Origin of the sequence: Actinobaculum suis (assembly GCF_900102025.1) — a bacterium.
GTDB classification, from domain to species: domain Bacteria; phylum Actinomycetota; class Actinomycetes; order Actinomycetales; family Actinomycetaceae; genus Actinobaculum; species Actinobaculum suis.
This window is the reverse complement of record NZ_FNAU01000003.1, coordinates 151,351-170,173: the sequence shown is the minus strand read 5'-3', so window position 1 is coordinate 170,173 and position 18,823 is coordinate 151,351. Positions and strand designations below refer to the sequence as shown.

At 58.2% G+C, this 18,823-nt stretch carries 13 protein-coding genes and 3 tRNA genes; 14 read left to right on the top strand and 2 right to left on the bottom strand.

The genetic code is table 11. The annotated features are described in order from the left end of the window. Positions 1–67 precede the first annotated feature (67 nt). The 12 genes from mtrB (at position 68) to BLT47_RS02920 (ending at position 12,243) form a co-directional block, all read left to right on the top strand. On the top strand, positions 68–1,849 hold the full coding sequence (gene mtrB / locus BLT47_RS02975; RefSeq protein ID WP_256332508.1) for an MtrAB system histidine kinase MtrB: 1,782 nt from the start codon (positions 68–70) through the stop codon (positions 1,847–1,849). After that, a complete protein-coding gene (locus tag BLT47_RS02970) occupies positions 1,846–3,831 on the top strand; it encodes an LpqB family beta-propeller domain-containing protein (RefSeq protein WP_074661429.1) in 1,986 nt (661 codons plus the stop codon). Before mtrB ends, BLT47_RS02970 begins: the two co-directional genes overlap by 4 nt. A gap of 198 nt (positions 3,832–4,029) precedes the next feature. After that, positions 4,030–5,190: a hypothetical protein gene (locus BLT47_RS09290; RefSeq protein WP_049619932.1), complete on the top strand. Its 1,161-nt coding sequence runs from the start codon at positions 4,030–4,032 to the stop codon at positions 5,188–5,190. A gap of 209 nt (positions 5,191–5,399) precedes the next feature. Beyond that, positions 5,400–6,047 carry a ribosome hibernation-promoting factor, HPF/YfiA family gene (gene hpf, locus BLT47_RS02960; RefSeq protein ID WP_049619947.1) on the top strand — a complete coding sequence of 216 codons (648 nt, stop codon included), beginning with the start codon at positions 5,400–5,402 and terminating at the stop codon, positions 6,045–6,047. A 300-nt stretch (positions 6,048–6,347) separates the two neighbouring features. Further along, positions 6,348–7,709, top strand: a complete 1,362-nt coding sequence (locus tag BLT47_RS02955) for an FAD-dependent oxidoreductase (protein WP_074661425.1) — start codon at positions 6,348–6,350, stop codon at positions 7,707–7,709. A gap of 18 nt (positions 7,710–7,727) precedes the next feature. Next, entirely contained in the window at positions 7,728–8,777 is a 1,050-nt protein-coding gene (locus BLT47_RS02950; RefSeq protein WP_074661421.1) for a lipoate-protein ligase small subunit, read from the top strand. 417 nt (positions 8,778–9,194) lie between these two features. Beyond that, positions 9,195–9,276, top strand: a tRNA-Tyr gene (locus BLT47_RS02945). Between the two features lie 74 nt (positions 9,277–9,350). Next, positions 9,351–9,426, top strand: a tRNA-Thr gene (locus BLT47_RS02940). 22 nt (positions 9,427–9,448) lie between these two features. Beyond that, positions 9,449–9,522, top strand: a tRNA-Met gene (locus BLT47_RS02935). A gap of 54 nt (positions 9,523–9,576) precedes the next feature. Next, on the top strand, positions 9,577–9,747 hold the full coding sequence (rpmG, locus tag BLT47_RS02930) for a 50S ribosomal protein L33 (RefSeq protein WP_049619935.1): 171 nt from the start codon (positions 9,577–9,579) through the stop codon (positions 9,745–9,747). A gap of 145 nt (positions 9,748–9,892) precedes the next feature. After that, complete coding sequence (locus BLT47_RS02925) at positions 9,893–11,080, top strand: UDP-N-acetylmuramate dehydrogenase (protein WP_256332506.1); 1,188 nt, start codon at positions 9,893–9,895, stop codon at positions 11,078–11,080. A gap of 305 nt (positions 11,081–11,385) precedes the next feature. After that, positions 11,386–12,243 (top strand): hypothetical protein, encoded by an 858-nt coding sequence (locus BLT47_RS02920; protein ID WP_074661414.1) that lies wholly within the window; start codon positions 11,386–11,388, stop codon positions 12,241–12,243. 121 nt (positions 12,244–12,364) lie between these two features. On the opposite strand, the gene BLT47_RS02915 is transcribed toward BLT47_RS02920, so the two are convergent. After that, positions 12,365–13,405 (bottom strand): adenosine deaminase, encoded by a 1,041-nt coding sequence (locus tag BLT47_RS02915; protein ID WP_074661410.1) that lies wholly within the window; start codon positions 13,403–13,405, stop codon positions 12,365–12,367. Positions 13,406–13,931: 526 nt separating this feature from the next. Here BLT47_RS02915 and BLT47_RS02910 point away from each other — a divergent pair. Both BLT47_RS02910 and BLT47_RS02905 read left to right on the top strand, forming a co-directional pair. Further along, complete coding sequence (locus BLT47_RS02910; RefSeq protein WP_143021749.1) at positions 13,932–15,188, top strand: hypothetical protein; 1,257 nt, start codon at positions 13,932–13,934, stop codon at positions 15,186–15,188. A 428-nt stretch (positions 15,189–15,616) separates the two neighbouring features. After that, complete coding sequence (locus BLT47_RS02905) at positions 15,617–17,101, top strand: phosphotransferase (RefSeq protein ID WP_074661402.1); 1,485 nt, start codon at positions 15,617–15,619, stop codon at positions 17,099–17,101. 26 nt (positions 17,102–17,127) lie between these two features. On the opposite strand, the gene BLT47_RS02900 is transcribed toward BLT47_RS02905, so the two are convergent. Next, a complete protein-coding gene (locus tag BLT47_RS02900; RefSeq protein ID WP_074661398.1) occupies positions 17,128–18,345 on the bottom strand; it encodes a pyridoxal phosphate-dependent aminotransferase in 1,218 nt (405 codons plus the stop codon). Between the last annotated feature and the right edge of the window lie 478 nt (positions 18,346–18,823).

Below are 18,823 nucleotides of genomic sequence, written 5' to 3'. Positions count from 1 at the left end.
GTACTCCGGATTTGGAAGCCGAGTACGCCGAATCCTACTGGAGCTTGCCGAACATTGGCGCGGAAGTATGATCGCCCGCGTGGTGGTCACAGTATTGCTCGTGGGAGGCTTGACGGCAGCTTTAACCGGTGCGGCCGTTGCCAACCAAACCCGAGACCGTTTATATAGCGGCGCGGTAAAATCTTCCACGGAACAATTCGAATCCACACGCGCGCAGGCCCAATCTACTTTTGATGCGCAATCGGCGCCCACCTCGGGGCAACTCCAGCAAATCGCCACCGCTTTGGTCCGCTCCCAGTACGACGCGCAGATCGGCGTCGTCGGCGCGGCACTTTTACGTACCCCGGGGCAAACTACCGGTACTTACGAAGTGGCGGAAGTTGCCACTCAGGCACCCGCAATCGGCGAACTAATCAGCAAAGAAATGCGCACTTCCGTACCGAAAGGCGATGGTGTGTACTACCAGCCGGTGGCGATTCCAAAACCGGGGGAAAAGGGGGAAAGCTCGCCGGGAATCGTGGTTGGGGCTCCCGTACGCCTGCCCAATGCTGGTAACTACGAGTTTTATATTCTCTATTCTTTGCAAAACCAGGAAGATACGGCCCGCATGGTCACGCGGATTCTCACTACCGCGACCGTGGTAATGCTACTTATTGTGCTGATCTCCTGCGTGGTAGTGGTGCGTTTCGTATTGCGCCCGGTGCGAGAAGCTTCGCAAAACGCGCGGCGCGTGGCGGCCGGCGTCTTTGACGTGCGAATGCCGGAAGAAGGGGAAGACGAAATCGCGCAACTGGGCCGTTCTTTCAACCAGATGGCAGAATCTATCGACGACCAGTTCACCCGTTTGGAACGGCTTTCGCGCGTGCAACAAAACTTTGTTTCCGCAGTTTCCCACGAACTACGTACGCCCGTCACCACGATCCGCATGGCCGGCCAGCTTATTTACGATAAACGCCACGAACTGCCAGATAGCTTGCGGCGCACCGCCGAACTCCAACACGACCAGCTTATTAACCTCGATACGATGCTTTCGGATCTGTTGGAGATATCCCGGTACGACGCCGGTGGCATGAAACTGAGCGCAACCCGGGCAAACCTTACGGAAATTGCCCGCAAGGTGGTGGAATCGCAAGTCCCGCTCGCCATTGACAATGGGGTGCGGGTGCAGATTGTGGAAGAAGGCGATCCGCACGCGAAGGTGGATGCGCGGCGCATTGAACGTATTATTCGCAACCTGGTGGTCAACGCGATTGAACACGCGGAAGGCGGCCCGGTGCGGGTACGCGTGGCCGGTGGGCCCACGGCGGTAGCCGTAGAAGTTTCGGATCGTGGCATTGGGCTTTCAAAAGAACAAGCCAGCCACGTTTTTGACCGTTTCTGGCGGGCCGATACTTCCCGGGTCCGCAAATCGGGCGGCACGGGCCTGGGCCTAACTATCGCCCGGGAAGATGCGCTTTTACATAATGGCCGCTTGCAAGCAATTGGGGAACCGGGCGTGGGGTCCACTTTCTTGCTCACCGTGCCCCGCGAACAGCACGCCAGTTGGGCGCCCGTGTTAGAACTGCAGGTCGCGGCCGCTGAGCCCTGGCCGGCCCCCGCGGGCGAGATTTATGGGGCCCCGCTACCGGAGCCGGCCCCGGCACCGCAGGCCCCGGCATCGGCACCGCAAGCTCCGGCCTCGGCACCGCAGGCCCCGGCATCGGTCCTTCTCTTGGAAGCCCTGCCGCCTGAAGGGATGGCACCTGAACAGGCCGCGCCGGGAGGAGTGGCACCCAAACAGGCCGCGCCGGAAGCTGGCCGGCAGGATGCGGTACGCGGTCCGGCTCCGGATCGGAGGGAGGAAGAATGAAACGCCTGCTTGGCGTACTCGTGGTAAGCGCTTTGGCTTTGACCGGATGTGGTACCTTGCCGCGCAGTGGCAGCGTAGAAGTGGTTAGCCCTTCGCCTACGCAGGATAGTTCCGTCTCCCTGGGGGCAGCCCCGCCGGTAACCGATGCCTCCCCGGAAGAAATAGTGCAAGGCTTTATCCTCGCGGCTGGTGCGGGAACGGATGGCGAATACGCGGTAGCCCGGCAGTTCTTGACCGATGATGCAGCTTCGCACTGGAATCCGCGTAGCCAAGTGCGGGTATACCCGGATAACCAGAACGTAGACCCCACCGAAGTTAAAGGTACTAGCGCGCAGCCTGGTGCTGCCCAGCCTGATGCTGCCCAGCCTGGTGCTGCCCAGCCTGGTGCCGCGCAGTCTGGTGCCGCACAGTCGGGCGCCGCCCAGCCGAGCGCTGGAAATGCGGATGCTGCCCAGTCCGAAGCTGCGTCAGCTGATAACCCAGGCGTAAAAACCGGTGGTGAGGTAGCAGGCGTAAAAACCGGCGGTGAGGCAGGTGTGAAAACCAGCAATAACGCGGGGGATACCCCTGGTGATAAAGGGGACAAAAGCAGCGCGCCCGCAGAAAACTCCGGGGAGGTGAGTACCGCTACGGTGAAATTGTCTCTCACCTCGGTGGGAACCTTAACGGAAAATGGCCAATACCAGGAATCTTCCGTAGACGCGGTGATCAATAGCGAGTTCGGTCTGGAGCGCAACGCGGACGGGCAGTGGCGGATTTCCCGGCTCGACGACGGCACGATTATGTCTGAGCATTTCTTTTCGCAAAGTTTTGTGGCCACGCCGCTGTATTTCCTCGACCGTACCTCTCACTATGCGATTGCAGATTTGCGTTGGTATCCGCGTGCTACTTTCACCACTTCGGCACTGCAGGGCCTGTTTGCCGGTCCCACAGGATGGCTGAAAGATGCTGCCCATTCGGCGATCCCGCGCGGCACCCAACTCAATGGTGCACCTACCGTAAAAGACACTACGATGACGGTGGATCTAACCGCGGAAATCCTTACCGAATCGATCTCCAACCAGGCCTTAGCCGTCGCCCAAATCCAAGAAACGCTTACCGCAGCGGATTCGGAAATCCAGGCGGTGAAGGTAACTGCCATGGGTATGGAACTCGATGTGGGAACGATTCCCCGCCCGGAAGTTTTTCCCTTTGGCAGCTATCCGATAACCACTCTCCAGAAGGGCAAACCTCGCTATGTGGAAAAGGATCGCACGATTTCCGCGCTTTCCCCCGAGCTGGAACAGATGGTCGATTTTGAGAGAATCGCCGTCTCCTACGAAGATTCCAAACCTATCTATGCGGGGCTTTCGCGCGGCGGGCAAACGATCGACATCGTAGACAGTAAAACCCGCGGCGTGGTATCCGTGTTTACCGGTAATCGGCTCGTAGCCCCTTCTATTGACCATTACAACTGGGTGTGGTCCAGCGAACAGACCAATAGGGGCAACCTGGAAGTTGCCACCGCTGACGGCCGCTGGGTGTCCCTCCCAAGCGCCTGGCTAAAAGGCGCCACCATCCGTGACTTGCGGGTATCCCGAGAAGGTTCGCGCCTCGCCGTCCTTGCCGAAAGCGCCGGCACCATGATGCTCTACATTGCGGCAATCACGCGCGACGATTCGCATACTCCAAAGGCCCTTGGAGAGCCCATCCAAGTGGGGCAAAGACTATCCGATGCTAATTCGATCGCGTGGATCTCTTCCACCGAACTTGCGGTGCTCGGCCGCGCTTCTGCCGGTGCCGATACCTCCATCTACCAGGTGCTGATCGGCGGTCCAATGACTCGCCTCGCCACCGTGTACGACGGCGCCGCCCGGCTCACCGCCGGGCGGTCAGGGCAGTCTGTCACACTCATAACCGAAGGGGGAATCGCGGTTTCTCGCAACGCGGGAGCCTGGCGCACCATCGCCACAGGCGTAGAAGACATCGCCTACCCCGGATAAGCGGGTGGCTCCAGCTGGCCTGGGAAATGCATAAGCCGCATAGGCGGTACGAAATGCAGTACCGGCAGGCCCCGGCTATCTGGAAAACCAGCCCTTGCCGGCTGGGAAAATACGTATCTGCCGGTCTGTGGAAACGGCTCTGCGGTGGGCTGTGGATGCGAGCTTGGCGGGCAACCTGTGCCCTGGCACAGTAGCCGCATGGCAATTTTCGAAGATATCGCAGACCTCTTCTTTCCCCGCTGGTGTGCCGGCTGCGGGGCAGAAGACGAAACCCTGTGCCGAGCCTGCCAAGAAAGTTTCATGGACGGCCCAATTCGAGCTACCGAACGCGCGCCCTACCTCATGCGCGTGGAAGCCAATGGTGATATCGCGGAAAGATTTCCGGTTTTTGCCGCGGCAGAATATACGGGCCGGGCCCGCCGCGCCATCATCCGCTGGAAAAACACGAACGACTCCCGCCTGCACGCTGCCATGGCCGCGGTTTTCGCCGGGATATGCCAGCGCCACCTGCCCAAATTCCTGGCCGAAATGAAACTTGCACCGCGCCCGGGGAGCGGCCGGGCAGATACGCCGGCCGGAAACACCCCGGAACCGCCAGAGCAGTTTACAACCGGCCCGGCAGACCTGGCTTTGGCAGACCCGGCTTTGGCAGACCTGGCTTTGGCAGACCCGGCTTTGGCCGCCCCGGCCCCGGCAAGCGCAAACCCGGCCGGGCCGATATTGTTTGTGCCCGCACCTTCCCGGTGGCGCCGTACCTTCGAAGGCAGATTCGTTGCCGGCCTACTGGCCGAAGCCGCCACCCAGAGCGCCAAAACCCTGGCCGTTTCCGCCGCAAGTTGCCAAGTGCTAGCCCAATCCCAGCTACTGGCTCGTACCCGGCGGAAAACCCAGACCGTCCCGCACGCGCAAACTCAGCTACCTGCCCAAACTCAGGTATCTGCCCAAAGCCGTATCTTGCCCGGGCCCGTTACTGCCTTGCAGCGGGGCCCGGCAATGAAATGGGGCCGGCTGGCCGAAGCAATCCCGGCCTTATTTGCTGCCAGCTCGGCGCGCGGCCCGCAATCCGTGGGCCGGCGCGGTGCCAAAGCCCGAAATATTTATGTGCGGGAAAACCACCTGGCCCGGCTCAGCCTCAAGCTCGCCGGTAAGCAAGATACCCCGAAGAAAAATGGCCGGTACGGCGTCGTACTGATAGATGACGTGGTAACTACCGGAGCAACTTTAGCCGGGTGTGCGGACGCACTGGAAACCTACCGCAACACTCCGCACCTAAAACTGGAGGTAGTAGGGGCTATCACGTTAGCGGTAGCTCCGGATCCGCGCCGGCAGAAATACTTCCACAGGCAGCAGCCTAAGTAGCACACTTAGTATCTTTGTCAAAACAGTAATTACGCTGGTGGCGGCGTAAAACTAATCGCACCAGCAGGTGATATCGCCTACAATTAAGGCAACCCGAAAGTTACGGGAACCTGAACGTCCTGGAAAGTGAGGAGGTGTACATCTCCCTAACGCCTGAGAAGCGGAAAGAAAAAGGGGCCGCATGGCCACTCGAAAACCAGGAGGATATCGTGGAAATCGTTGTTACAGGCAGAAACAGTGAAGTTTCGGATCGCTTCCGCGAACATGTTGAAAATAAGCTTTCAAAGGTTGAACTGTTTGCACCACGAGCACAACGCGTTGAAGTGGTAATAACCAAGGAAAACAATCCCGCCCAAGCCGATACCGCCAAAACGGTAGAGATTACCGTACATGACAAAGGGCCGGTAATTCGCGGCGAAGCCTCAGCGGCGGATCAATATTCAGCGCTTGATCTGGCATCCTCCAAGCTTTTTGAACGCTTACGGCGCGCTCGCGATCGGAAGAAGGACCATCGCCGGGGTGGTAAGCCCCAGGAAGTCGAGCCGCTGAATCTGCGTCCGGAAGATGTGAACGTGAAACCGGATGCGGAAGAGGAACACCCGGAAGAAGCACGCCACGCACCTACCCATTTGGGAGAAACGGTGGAAAGTCAGCTTGGCGATTCGCCGGTGATCGTGCGAGATAAGCTTTATGAGGCCGAACCAATCACGGTAGATGAGGCTTTGTACCAGATGGAGATGGTGGGGCACCCCTTCTTCATCTTCATCGATAAGGAAACCAAGCAGCCTTGCGCGGTATACCGCCGCCACGGCTGGACTTATGGCATTATTCGCCTCGATACCGTAACGCAGGCCTAAACAAAACTCTAATTGCGGGCCCGCACTCATAACGATTACTCATGTACAGCGCAATAACGCACGTACATAGGGATCCGAGTGCGGGCCCGCAACGCATATAGGCGGGCGGCGGTGTGGCGGCGAGGCGTGCGCCAGCCGGACTGCCGCACAAGCTGGGCTGTCGCACAAGCTGGGCTGTCGCACAAGCTGGGCTGTCGCACAAGCTGGGCTGCCGCACCGGCGGTTTTTACCAGGCGAGAGAAACTGTGCAGAAAGCTGAGCTTTCGTAGAATCGGGGAAGGAAAACAAGGAAAGGAAAACATGAGTGATTCACTTCAGGTGGCCATTATCGGCGCTGGGCCGGCCGGAATTTACGCGGCCGATCTTTTGCTAAAAACGGAACATAAGGTGAGCATTGATATTTTTGATGAGCTCCCTGCTCCGTATGGCCTGGTGCGGTATGGGGTGGCCCCAGACCACCCGTATATCCGCTCCATTACCAATGCGCTTCACAACGTGCTCAAGCAGGATAATCTCCGCTTCTTTGGCAACGTGAAAATCGGCGAACACGTAACCGTGGCGGAACTGCATGAACACTATGACGCGGTGATTGTAGCCACGGGTGCTAATGCTGACCGCAGCTTGGGAATCCCGGGCGAGGACCTGCCGGGGAGCATGGGCGGCGCGGACTTTGTGTCCTGGTATGACGGCCACCCGGACCACCCGCGCACCTGGGACCTTTCCGCTCAAGAAATCGCGGTTGTCGGCGTCGGCAATGTGGCCCTGGATATTACACGCATGTTAGTGAAAGATCCGCAAGCCCTGGAAAGCACGGATATCCCGCCGAATGTGGAAGCTGGGTTGCAGGAAAACCAGGTGCGTAAGATACATATTTTTGGCCGGCGCGGGCCTGCGCAGGTCAAGTTCTCACTCCAGGAATTGCGCGAATTAGCGGCTTGTAACGGAGTGGAGGTGCGGGTAGCACCGGAAGATATGCAGCACGACGCCGCCTCTACGAAGACGGTCGAAACAGATCGCATGCAGCGGCAGGTCGTAGAAGAACTCGAAAAGTTGGTGCAAGCCGAACCGGCAGAGAGCGAAGCGCCGCGCCAGGTAATTATCCACTTGCTTTCCGCTCCCACGGAGATCTACGGGGACGGCAAGGTAGAAGGAATCCGGGTGGAGAAAAACCGTTTGCGCGGCGATGGCCAAGTAACAGGCACCGGGGAATTTGTGGACTATCCGGTACAAGCGGTTTACCGGGCGATTGGCTATGCTTCCGCGCAGGTTCCGGGCCTGCCCTGGGATGAAACAGAAAAGGTTATTCCCAACGCGGCGGGGCGGATCATGCACGACGGCGCTGCCCTGCCTGGCTACTACGTGACCGGGTGGGTGAAGCGCGGCCCGGTGGGATTGATTGGTTCCACCAAATCGGATGCGAAGGAAACCATCACTTGCCTCACGGAAGATATCGAGGCGGGCAAGGTGAAGGCTACGGGCGCCGGAGACGGAGGTGAGGGTATTCTCAATCTGCTTCGCAAGCGTGGCGTTCGCTGGACCACCCGGGAAGGGTGGGAAAAACTTGATGCGTACGAAGCGCAGTTGGGCGAAGCGAAGGGGCGGGCCCGCACCAAGGTTGTGGACCGCGAAACCATGACGGCCATCGCGCGCGGCGAAAAATAATGATGGAAAGGTTTTCTAATGCATGGCGAGTATAAAGAGCTCGGTCAAAAGATGGTGATCGTCGATCTGGATGTGATCGATGGCCACATGCGCAATGTGAGGATTTCGGGAGATTTCTTCCTGGAACCGGATTCGGCACTGTGGCGGATTACCGCAGCGGTGGAAGGGCTCCCGGCGGACACCAATTCGGTGGGTATCCAAGAAGCCGTGCAGGCCGCGGTTTTACCTTCCGATAATCTCTTTGGCCTCACCCCGCTCGGGGTGGCCACGGCAGTACGCCGCGCTTTGGGCCAAGCTCTGGACTGGCACGATATTGATTTCGAGGTGATCCACACCCCGGTCATCCATCCCGTGCTCAATATGACCATGGACGAAACCTTGCCCGAAGCCGTAGCGGCGGGCAAACACAAGCCCTTCATGCGGATTTGGGAATGGGATCGGCCCCTCGTGGTGATGGGCTCGTACCAGTCATATTCCAATGAGATAAACCAGGCCGGGGTGGACAAGTGGGGGATCACGGTCGGCCGGCGGATTACCGGTGGTGGCACCATGTTTATGGAGCCGGGTAACTGCATCACCTATTCGCTAGTGGTCCCCACCGCCCTGGTAGATGGCATGAGCTTCCAACAGTCCTACCCGTTCTTGGATGCCTGGGTAATCGAAGCACTTGCCCGCGTGGGCGTGAATGCCAAGTACGTGCCGCTCAACGATATTGCTTCTGATAAAGGCAAGATTGGGGGAGCAGCCCAGAAGCATTTCGCCACCGGGTACATGGTCCATCACGTCACGATGGCTTATGACATCGACACCGACAAAATGATGGACGTGTTGAACATGGGCGATGCCAATAAGAAAAACCGTGGGCATCGCTCCGCCAACAAGCGTGTTGATCCGATGAAATCCCAAACCGGCATGCCCCGCGATGAGATCATCAAGGTATTCATCGAAACCTTCAAGGAACGCTACGGCGCTACCGAGGGTGAAATCACCGCGGAAGATATCGCCATTGCGGAAGAGCGCTACCGCACCAAGTTCTCCACCGAAGAGTGGATCAAGCGCTTGCCCTAAAGGCTGCAAGCACCTTCCTTAAGGGCTGCGAGCGCTTGCCCTGTTGCGACGTTGGGTGTGTTGCCAGTGGCGGCCTTCCCTAGGGCTGCAGGTGCGTGCTCTAAGGACTGCAGGTGCGTGCTCTAAGGGGTTGGTGGCAAGGCCGCGAAGTGGTGCCCGGGCTGTAAACCCGGGCACCACTTGGTACAAGCCCGTGTGTTAGCCCGTGCGTGATTGCCGGAGGTGATCCGGATGCTGTTGGGCGCAAGCCCGGGCTGTACCGTTGTGTCAGCTCGTGTGGCGCCGCCGGGCCGGGCCGACCGGCGGCGGCCGGGATTGCGAAAAAGTGTAGCTCGCCACGTAAGGGGTAAATAGTTTGACAGGGGTGGGGGAGGGCCTGGTACTCTCATCTGGTGCCTCCGGGAGTACGGAGCACATGGCGGGTTTCCCGAGCGGCCAAAGGGACCTGACTGTAAATCAGATGCGTTACGCTTCGTAGGTTCGAATCCTACACCCGCCACGGACGCGAAAGCGCCTGGGATACCCAGCGCGGAAGCTAGGAGCTAATCCTGGTTTTTGTGCGAGCATCCCTTAGCCCCGATAGCTCAGTCGGCAGAGCGTTTCCATGGTAAGGAAAAGGTCGAGAGTTCGATTCTCTCTCGGGGCTCCATCACTGCCTAGCAGTGATACGCGGCGGGGTAGCTCAGATGGTCAGAGCGCACGACTCATAATCGTGAGGTCGCGGGTTCAATCCCCGCCTCCGCTACTACTCAAGATTTAGAGTCGCTAAGTCGTCGGAAAACTCGGAGGAGCAAAGGAAATGGCGAGCAAGTCTGCTGATGTGCGCCCGAAGATCACCCTTGCGTGCACCAACTGCAAGGAGCGCAATTACATCACCAAGAAGAACCGACGCAATACGCCGGATCGGCTGGAGCTGAAGAAGTACTGCGCCCGGTGCAACGCATCCACGCCGCACCGCGAAACCCGCTAATACTTCACCGTTCAGGCGGAAATAACAATATAGCTTGGAACCACAGAGTTCCGTAAAGTGGCGAACTGCTCGCACAAACAACAGTGAGCAGGCCGCCACTTTTTTGTGCCCCAGAACCAGCCCGCTACCGAGTAAGCTGGGCGGTGTGACGTGCGAAATTCCTGAACCTGAAATGAACGCCGCGGATGGGCAGGCGGCACAAACCCCGCTAGTACCGCCGGTGCAATCTACCCGAATCCGGCCCGGTGCGCGTACTTTCGCCGAGCTCACTACGATTGGCGTGGGCGGGCCGGTGCACGAAGTCCGCGCGGCGCATAGCGAAGCGGAAGTAGTAGAAGCTGTACGCGAAGCCGATGCCCAGGGCACCCCGGTGCTGGTTTTAGGGGGTGGCTCCAATGTGCTCGCCGACGATGCTCCGTGGAACGGCGTCGTCGTACGTGATATGCGCCGCGGTATTACGCTCCAAAGCGCTAATGCCTGCGCCGGCGCGAATTTCCGTGTGCTCCCCGGCACTCCTTGGGATGAATTCGTGGTGGAAGCGATTAAACGCGAATGGACCGGAGTGGAAGCGCTTTCGGGGATTCCCGGTGTGGTGGGCGCGGCGCCCGTGCAAAATATTGGTGCATACGGGCAAGAAGTTGCGGCCGTGGTAGCCAGCGTGCGAGTCTACGACCGCGCCACCGGTAACATCCGCACCCTCTTTTCTGCTGATCTCAACTTCGGGTACCGCAACTCCCTCCTGAAAGAAACCTTGCGTACGTGGGGCCCCAGCCCGCGCTACATCGTGCTCGCCGTTGATTTCCAAACCGGTATTTCCGCGCTTTCGGAACCGATCCGCTACCAGCAACTAGCCACCACGCTGGGTGTTGAACTAGGAGCACGGGTACCAATGCGCGAGGTGCGAAGCGCGGTGCTAGAGGTGCGCCGGGCGAAAGGCATGGTGCTCGACGACGCCGACCGCGACACCTACTCGCTGGGCAGTTTCTTCACGAACCCGGTGATGACCACCGCACAAGCCGCGAAACTGCCGGAAACAGCGCCGCGTTACGAAGTCCACGACACCGAAAAAACTACTTTCAACACCGGAGCCCCCGTGCATCCGGGCCTCGTGAAAACTTCTGCGGCCTGGCTGATTGAACACGCCGGGTTTGGCAAAGGCTACGGGCAGGGGCAAGCCCGGCTATCCACGCGCCACACTCTCGCCTTGACCAATCGCGGCCAGGCCACCGCTGCTGATATTCGCGCCCTGGCGCGCGAAATCCAGGCGGGCGTAGAAGCTCGCTTCGGTGTTCATCTTGAACCTGAACCAGTGGTGCTCGGCGGGGAACTATAAAGCGGCGGGCGTACCAGTTACAGTTCCGTAACGAAATCGCATTTTTCTTCTCGGTGGGTTACAGACGGCGTTACGCTGTCATCAGGGTCGGGGGATAGGACCGCCCCAACACAGAGAGGTGTGATTACCCATGGGCAAGAAATACACCGGTTTTATAGCGTGGGTGAGCGTCATAGTTTTTGCCACGGGACTGGGCGGTTGTAGTAAAATCGGCGGCTCAAAATACTCCACCCAGCGAACTGGCACCGCGCGATGTTGTTTGGCATAGCGCGCACGAAAACCACACGCTTTACAGCTTAGAAGGTGTGAGCAGTATTGTAGGCGCGCGCGGGGATGGGCGCTACTTGGCGATTACCGATACGGCCTGGCAAACGGAACCACAAAATGCTAGTCCCCTGCGGCTCCAGCTTTGGGATCTAGAACAGCTGGAGAAAGGGCCGCGAGTACTGGTGGATGCACCCAGCATGGATACGGGGGAGAGAGGCAACTATATCGCTGATGCGATGGTATTTATTGGTGACTGGTTCTGGTTCGCCTATTCAGATGCTAACGGTACCCACCTGGACCGCCTGCAACTATCTACCGGAGAACGTGAACATATCGCCGATGGTCTTTCCTACTCCGGCGGGAATCTAGCTTTCTGGAACGGCACCGTGGTGGCCACGGTCGACGCGCAAGGCCCTACCGGGAATACCGCAAATGCCGCCGGAAGCGCCGAAAACGAGGCGGGAACCAAAACTCGTGGGGAGAAGCTTCAGCAGTTCGACGCCAGCAGTGGAGAAAAGCTTCCCCTGGATGAAAGACTGGCCGGCCTGAACTTCGTAAGTAGTTTCGTAGCAACCCCGCATGATCTCGGCCTGAACTCCGCGCGTAGTTCCAAAGCAAGCCCAGAATACCTGGTGGTTACCGAAAGCGTGCTTTCGGAAGGCAGTGGGGATGTGCAGTGGATAATACCGGCCACGGGCGAAGCGAAATATGTGGACCCGGTCGCCTCACCCGCTCCCGAGGGGTGGAAGATCGGGCAACCGGTAGGCGAATACTTACCGGTCGCGGTAGAAGAAGGAACAATGGCACTGCACTTGCCGAGCGGAAACTGGTGCAAGTTGGACGCCAAAATAATTGGCGAAGGCCTACACGGCCCATTGCTCACCGCACAAAGCTAGCCGTTGCAACAATAAAGCTAGCCGTTGCAATAATGCGGTGCCTTGCGGTGGCACGGTGCCTAGTCCGGACGCCTTGTACTGCTAGTTTTCGGTGCTGCGGTGGGTGTATCTTTCGGCGGGTTTAGCCCTCGGTAGGCTTAGTATTTGGCGGCGTTTTTAACCAGTCATCGACCTCGGCCAACCAGGTGCGTTTCGAGTTTTCGGAAGCGAAGCTGGCCCGAATAGAACGCCGCGCCAATTCCGCGAGTTCCGGATCCGAAAACCCTAGCCGCCGTGCCATTTCGTATTGGTCAGTGAGCCGGGAAAGGAAGAGGAGAGGATCGTCGGCGCCCAGGGCGATCTCGGCTCCGGCGTCGTACAAAGTGCGTAGCGGTACTGCCTCTTCTTCCGGGTACACCCCGAGGGAAATGTTCGATGCCGGGCACACTTCCAAACTGATTCCGGCCGCCACGATTTGCTCCAGGAGGGCAGGATCTTCCGCCGCGCGCACGCCATGCCCCAAACGGTCCGGATGTAAATATTCGATGGTTTCCCGAATTGCCCGCGGGCCGCGCAATTCGCCACTGTGCGGGACGGATTTCAAACCCGCACGGGCCGCAATTCGGAAGGCTGGGCCCCAATCGGCCACATTGCCGCGCCGCTCATCATTAGAAAGACCAAAACCGATCACTTCGCCCGGTCCGTCACCGGCATAGCGTGCAGCTAAACGGGCGAGCGTGCGCGCATCCAGCGGGTGGCGGATGCGGGAAGCCGCCACGATCACTCCCACCTCCACGCCGGTGCTGGCCTGCGCCTTTTTAGCTTCGTCAAGCACAATTTCCAAAGCCGGAGTAATCCCGCCTACGAACGGCGCATAACTCGTGGGATCAATCTGGATTTCTAACCGGCGCGAACCTTCGGCTGCATCAGCGGCCGCTGCTTCGCGTACGATTCGCCGCATAGACGCCTCGGAACGAACAACTGCGCGGGCAGCGTCGTACGAACGCTGGAAACGGAACCAGCCCCGCTGATCAGCAGGCACATGCAAGGCCACATTGTCCGTGAGGTTTTCCGGCAAACGCCGCCCTTGTTCGCGGGCCATACTCGCCAGCGTGGGCACACTCATCGAACCAGTGAAATGCAGATGCAGATGGGTTTTCGGAAGAAATTGTAAATCTCGCACCTCCCCATCATCGCATTATCCAGGGAGGAACGTGGAATGGGCGGGCGAACTGAAATTAACGTTGAGGGTTGGTTCTGAATAATCTGCGGTAACAGTTTGGTAACAAAGAACTAAGTCGGGTTAAAATCTGTTCTCTAACGGTAAAATAATTGTTGCAAGTCACAATGGTGGCGCGTAGCGCGTTGGGTGCACGACTTGTGAGTCATTGCCGTCAAGGGTGACGGAATCTTTTGAGATCAGACTCGGGCCAGGTTAAGGTCACATGCACCCGTGAATGGGAGGATGGAAAATGCGTAAGACAATTCGGTTTTCCTCGGTTCCTCGTAGTCACATTTCGACCTTTAAGAACAGGGCAAATGCTGACCTCACGAAGGGGCCACCCTCTAGCTGTAAAAATGTCAATTCCGGCTGGGGTGGACTATTCCCCGAAGGGGTATCCGGCAGACCGGACGATCGTGCGCCATATGGCGGTTATGGGATATAGGGGTTTTCTATGGTAAATCGAGGGGTGTATAAAAGTATATCGTTGGGTTTGGCGCTGTGTCTGGGCCTCGGGCTTTCGGCCTGCAACCCGAAAAGCGAGAAGAACGCGGATATGACTGGCCATAGCACCACGCCCTCGGCGTATCCCTCCGAAGCCTATATTGATGGGTACAATCCGCCTCCGGAGCTGAGTGCGGAGCAGTTGCGCCGCTTCCGCGAAGCACCCATCTATGAGATGCAGGAAGTATCAGTTCCGGCGCAATATACGGATTCCGCGGTGCAGAAGCGTCCTGATTGGGCAGCTCCAAACATGGCGGATAAAGATGTTATTTGGGCTGATGATTCTGGATTTTTGGCCGAGGTTCCCTTTAGTTTGGATGAGGTAAATAAGGCCGATCGTGAAGGGCGACCTCCTACGCTTCCAACGCGTGATGTTGTATGGCATGGTGCCGATGGGTCCGAGCGGAAACTCTTAACGCTGGAAGGTATGGATCAAATTTGCCATGTAGTGGGGAATGGTCGTTTCCTGGTTATTGCTTCTTCCATAGAGGGGAATCTGGCTCCGGCGGAGCCCGTCCGTGTGCGGTTGTGGGATTTACAAGCAGGTGGTGATCCGGTTGAGCTTGTAAGTGCGCCAGAAGGTAATGCATTCGAGAATGGCAGTTTTCTCTATAAGTCATTCTTATTCGATGGTGACTGGTTGTGGTTTGGTTACTCACAGCGCGAAAAGTCCAATCTCGATCGGTACAACCTTCATACTGGCGAGATCCAACACATTGGGGAAAGTGTAACGGGATCCCTCGCCAAGTGGAATGGAACCGTAGTGACTACGGCGCTTGGCACGCCGGGTACAGATCAAGTGATACTGCGTCAGTATGACAGTGAAACTGGGGCGCCTGTACCTCTTGATCCGCGGTTAGAACCAATGAATCGAGTTGATGATATAGCTGCTACTGCGCATCATTTGTTCGTGTCGGAAACTATATATCCAACCAGTCCTTCCTACCCTACGTGGGTGGTTCCGGAAACCGGCGAACCGCAGATAACCGATCTGCAAAGTGAGCGGGGATCTGATTTCTGGTGGCTAAAGCGATCTGCTGGAGATTATCTTGCCGTGAGCGCTAACGAGGGAGACTTCGTTCTGCACGCCCCGAGTGGGAAGTGGTTTACTGTTCCGAGAGTGGATGTGCCGGCTATTCGGGGATTCGTGGTGGGGCCCATGGTCTACGAGCCGACAATGATAAACAAAGACATACCCCGCGGGGAGGTGGACCTATCGAAATTGCCGCCCAGTTTGTAGATAGCTACATAGTGGCAGCGAAACTGGACAGGCAAACCTGAAGGGCCTGTAAAAGGGCGCTTAAAAGGCTATAAATATAGCTAACAGAAGCGGGCCGGCGCGGGCGGTAATTACTGCCGTGTCGGTCCGCTTCTGCCGTGCCTGCGCATTTTTGCCAGCGCAGGCCTGTCTTTGCTAGCGCCGGCCCGCTTATGCTGCCGGCCAGTTTCTGCAGTGCTTTCCCATATGTGCCAGCGCCGGCCCGCCGAATCTGTTACCAGCGGAGTTGTAAATTCTGCTGGAATCTCGCATATGCACACTTACATGTACAAACTTCGGTCCCACCAAAGCGGAGCTAATTTATGCTCTATTGCCTGGTAGCGGCAAGAAATGGGAGGCGCGCCCCGGGGCATCGACGTCGGTTCTGAAAGTTGGGGCACAATATATGTATGGCGATAACGGACGGTGGTGAAGCACAGGCTCTCGCCTTGCTTACAAGCGGGGAAGCAGGGGCTATGCTCGCCGTGGCGTACGCTCCTCGTGCCGTGCATAGCTGGGCCGTCCACTCTGTACATCACCGCCCGGGTGCAGGCGTTACCGTGGGATATCAAGTGGTAGTGACAGCGGAAGTGGGATATGCCGCGGGGGCTAATCCTGGCGCAAGTATGGGCACTGCCGCGAGAGATCTCCCGAAAGTTCCAACAGGGGCGGCCGTACGTTCCGGTGCGAGTAATAATTTCGCGGGTGGGGCAGGACCTTCCGCAGCAGCTACCGCAACCGCTACGGAAGAAAAATATGTGTGCGCCTCCACGGCACAATTAAGCCGCCCGGATTTACCTTTCCTAAAACATATGACGCATGGCGGGGTGCAGGTAACCCTGTGGGAATACCCTTATGATCCAGAATTACCTGCCTTAGCGGTAGCGTGTTCCCCGCGAAAGATGAGTGAACTGTTGGGGAAGCGGGTCGGCGTCGAACTCAAAAGCTACCGGCCTACCCGCCGCGCGGTAGTACGCGTGGTAGACGAAGCCGGAAAGGGTGCTTTCGCTAAAGTGCTCAAACCGCCGGCCGCGGGATCGTTAGCAAAACGCCACCATATGCTCACCGCCGCCGGCGTGCCCGCTCCGCGCGTGCTCGCAGAAAATGAGCAGGGCTTAGTATTGATTTCTCAGCTTGCCGGTGAGCCTTTGGCCAATGCGTTGGGGCGCGGGCTGCTGGGGCAGGCACGCGCGGTGCTCGATAGTTTGGAGGCAACCCTAGACGCACTACCGGATTCGGTGATGCAACTATCTCGGCGTGCGGCGTGGTCGGATCGGGTGGAACACTATGCGCACGCGGCAGCCACGGCTTTACCGCAAATCCGTTCACGCGCCGAAGCCGTTGCCCACGGGGTGCGGCAAATCCTTTCCACCGTGCCGGCCGGCCCGCTCCAACCGGTACATGGCGATTTTTACGAAGCCAATATTTTCTTGCGGAATATTCCCGAAACTACTGCCCCCGCCTCTCCAAACACAACGTCCACGCGGCCGCAGGGGAGAATACAGGAGGGAACACGGGGGAGAGTGCAAGGTGGTCGTCTGGAAGCCGGGATTATCGACGTCGATTCCCTAGGCCCGGGTTATCGCGTGGATGATTGGGCGTGCCTATTAGGCCATATGTCTGTGCTCCCGCATTTGGCTCCGGCGAGCTATCCCCACATTCGCCACGATTTGGAAAGTTTTTGCCGCATGTTGGAATATCGGGTTTCCCCGCCGGCGCTGTATGCACGATGCGCGGGGGTAACCCTTTCCTTGGTGGCCGGCGCGGCCCGGGTGGATGGCACGCCCTGGGAAGAAGACGCACTCGGCCGGCTTACCGAAGCCGAAAACTGGCTCCGCCGTGCCCAGTCTTTCCTCGGTCCCGTAGATCCGCGCCAACCCCGCAAGCTGCGCTAGAACTTAGAAACAAATTGCGCTGGAACTTAGAAAGCAGTGCGCAAAAGCTTCGTAATGCGCGCGCATCCTTCCTCCAGATCAGCATCGGAAAGAGAATAAGAGAAGCGCAGATAACCGGGCGCCCCAAAAGCTTCCCCGGGTACCAGAGCCACCTCGGCGTGCTCCAAAAGCAAATCGGCCAGTACCTGGGAACTGGTGATCGTTACCCCGCGCAGTTGGCGGCCGAGCCAGGCTTCCACGCCCACGAAAACATAGAAAGCACCCTGCGGTTCAATCACCTCGAAGCCCTCGATTTGCCGCAGGAGTTCCACGAGCCGCAAACGCCGCCGATCAAAAGCCTGGCGCATATTTTCGATCTCGTCCCGCGGGCCTTCCAAAGCGGCAATTGCGGCGCGTTGCACCACATTGGCCACATTCCCGGTGAGGTGGCTGTGATAGTTCCGGACCGCCTGCATTGCTTCGGCCGGGCCGTACAACCAGCCCAAACGCCATCCCGTCATTGCATAAGACTTCGAAACGCCGGAAATAATGAGCGTGCGCTCTTGCATTTCCGGAACTTCCGCGAGCATATACGCCATGGTCGTATCGCCATACACCAGGTATTCGTAAATCTCGTCAATTACTAGCCAAACGTCATGACGTAGCGCCCAAGCCCCAATTTCTCGCAATTCGGCCGCGCTATACACCGCCCCGGTGGGATTATTCGGCGTGCAGAGCAGCAAGGCGCGGGTGCGCGGCGTCGTTACCGCTTCCAACTGTTCCACCGTAACCTTGTACCCATTTTCCGGACCCGCAAATACCTCGACCGGCAAGCCACCATAAAACTTGATGGTTTCCGGGTAGGTGGTCCAATAGGGGGCCGGCAAAATAACTTCGTCGCCGGGATCGAGTACCGCTGCCCAAGCTTCGAAATTTGCTTGTTTAGCACCGTTGGTTACCACGATATTTTCCGGATCGATAACGACGCCGCTATCACGCTTCGTCTTCGCCGCGATTGCCGCGCGCAATTCGGGCAGGCCCGGGCCCGCGGAATAGCCGTGATTGCGCGGGTCAGCCGCCGCTTCTTGGGCGGCGCGGACCACGAAATCTGGGGTGGGGAAATTCGGTTGGCCCACCCCAAAACTAATCACCGGCCGCCCCTGCGCAAGCATGGCTTTCGCCCGCGCATCCGCAGCGAGCGTAGCGGAACCCTGGACGGCAGCGAGGCGGCGTGAAACTCGCCGGCTAGAACAGTTATTCGTCATGCCCCCATTACATCACTTCTGCTCAGATAACTGTGCCTTCTTCCGAAAAATCACCACTGGCACCAGAAACATCACGGTTGGTTCCCGAAAAATCACCGCCGGCTCGCCAAACGTCACCGCTGGCTCCAGAAACATAACCACTGTTTTCCACAAAGCTCGAAGCACGCTTCGTTCTGCGAAGCACGCCGCGTTTGCGGGAAACGCCCAAGTATGAGGAAGCCAGCCTTAACACCTCCGCGAAGCACGCCGCATTTGCGGGAAACGCGCGGGTAAAACTGCGGGGATTAGGGCCGGCGATACCCCGCGGCGTTGTGAGATGGCTCGCCGTAATTCGACGAGCGGGCGCTGAGTGGGTAGTATAGGGCGAGTTGTGGCAAGTAATTGTCATGCCATCCGCATCTGTGAAGCGTAAGCTCGGCACGGAAGCATCTATACTGGATGTTGAAGTACTGGCATAAGTAGACAGTGCGAGTGGAAA

Excerpts from the sequence above, each read along its gene's own strand:
- mtrB (WP_256332508.1), top strand. The coding sequence starts at position 68 with ATGATCGCCCGCGTGGTGGTCACAGTATTGCTCGTGGGAGGCTTGACG.
- BLT47_RS02970 (WP_074661429.1), top strand. The coding sequence starts at position 1,846 with ATGAAACGCCTGCTTGGCGTACTCGTGGTAAGCGCTTTGGCTTTGACC.
- BLT47_RS09290 (WP_049619932.1), top strand. The coding sequence starts at position 4,030 with ATGGCAATTTTCGAAGATATCGCAGACCTCTTCTTTCCCCGCTGGTGT.
- BLT47_RS02955 (WP_074661425.1), top strand. The coding sequence starts at position 6,348 with ATGAGTGATTCACTTCAGGTGGCCATTATCGGCGCTGGGCCGGCCGGA.
- BLT47_RS02950 (WP_074661421.1), top strand. The coding sequence starts at position 7,728 with ATGCATGGCGAGTATAAAGAGCTCGGTCAAAAGATGGTGATCGTCGAT.
- rpmG (WP_049619935.1), top strand. The coding sequence starts at position 9,577 with ATGGCGAGCAAGTCTGCTGATGTGCGCCCGAAGATCACCCTTGCGTGC.
- BLT47_RS02905 (WP_074661402.1), top strand. The coding sequence starts at position 15,617 with ATGGCGATAACGGACGGTGGTGAAGCACAGGCTCTCGCCTTGCTTACA.
- BLT47_RS02900 (WP_074661398.1), bottom strand. The coding sequence starts at position 18,345 with ATGACGAATAACTGTTCTAGCCGGCGAGTTTCACGCCGCCTCGCTGCC.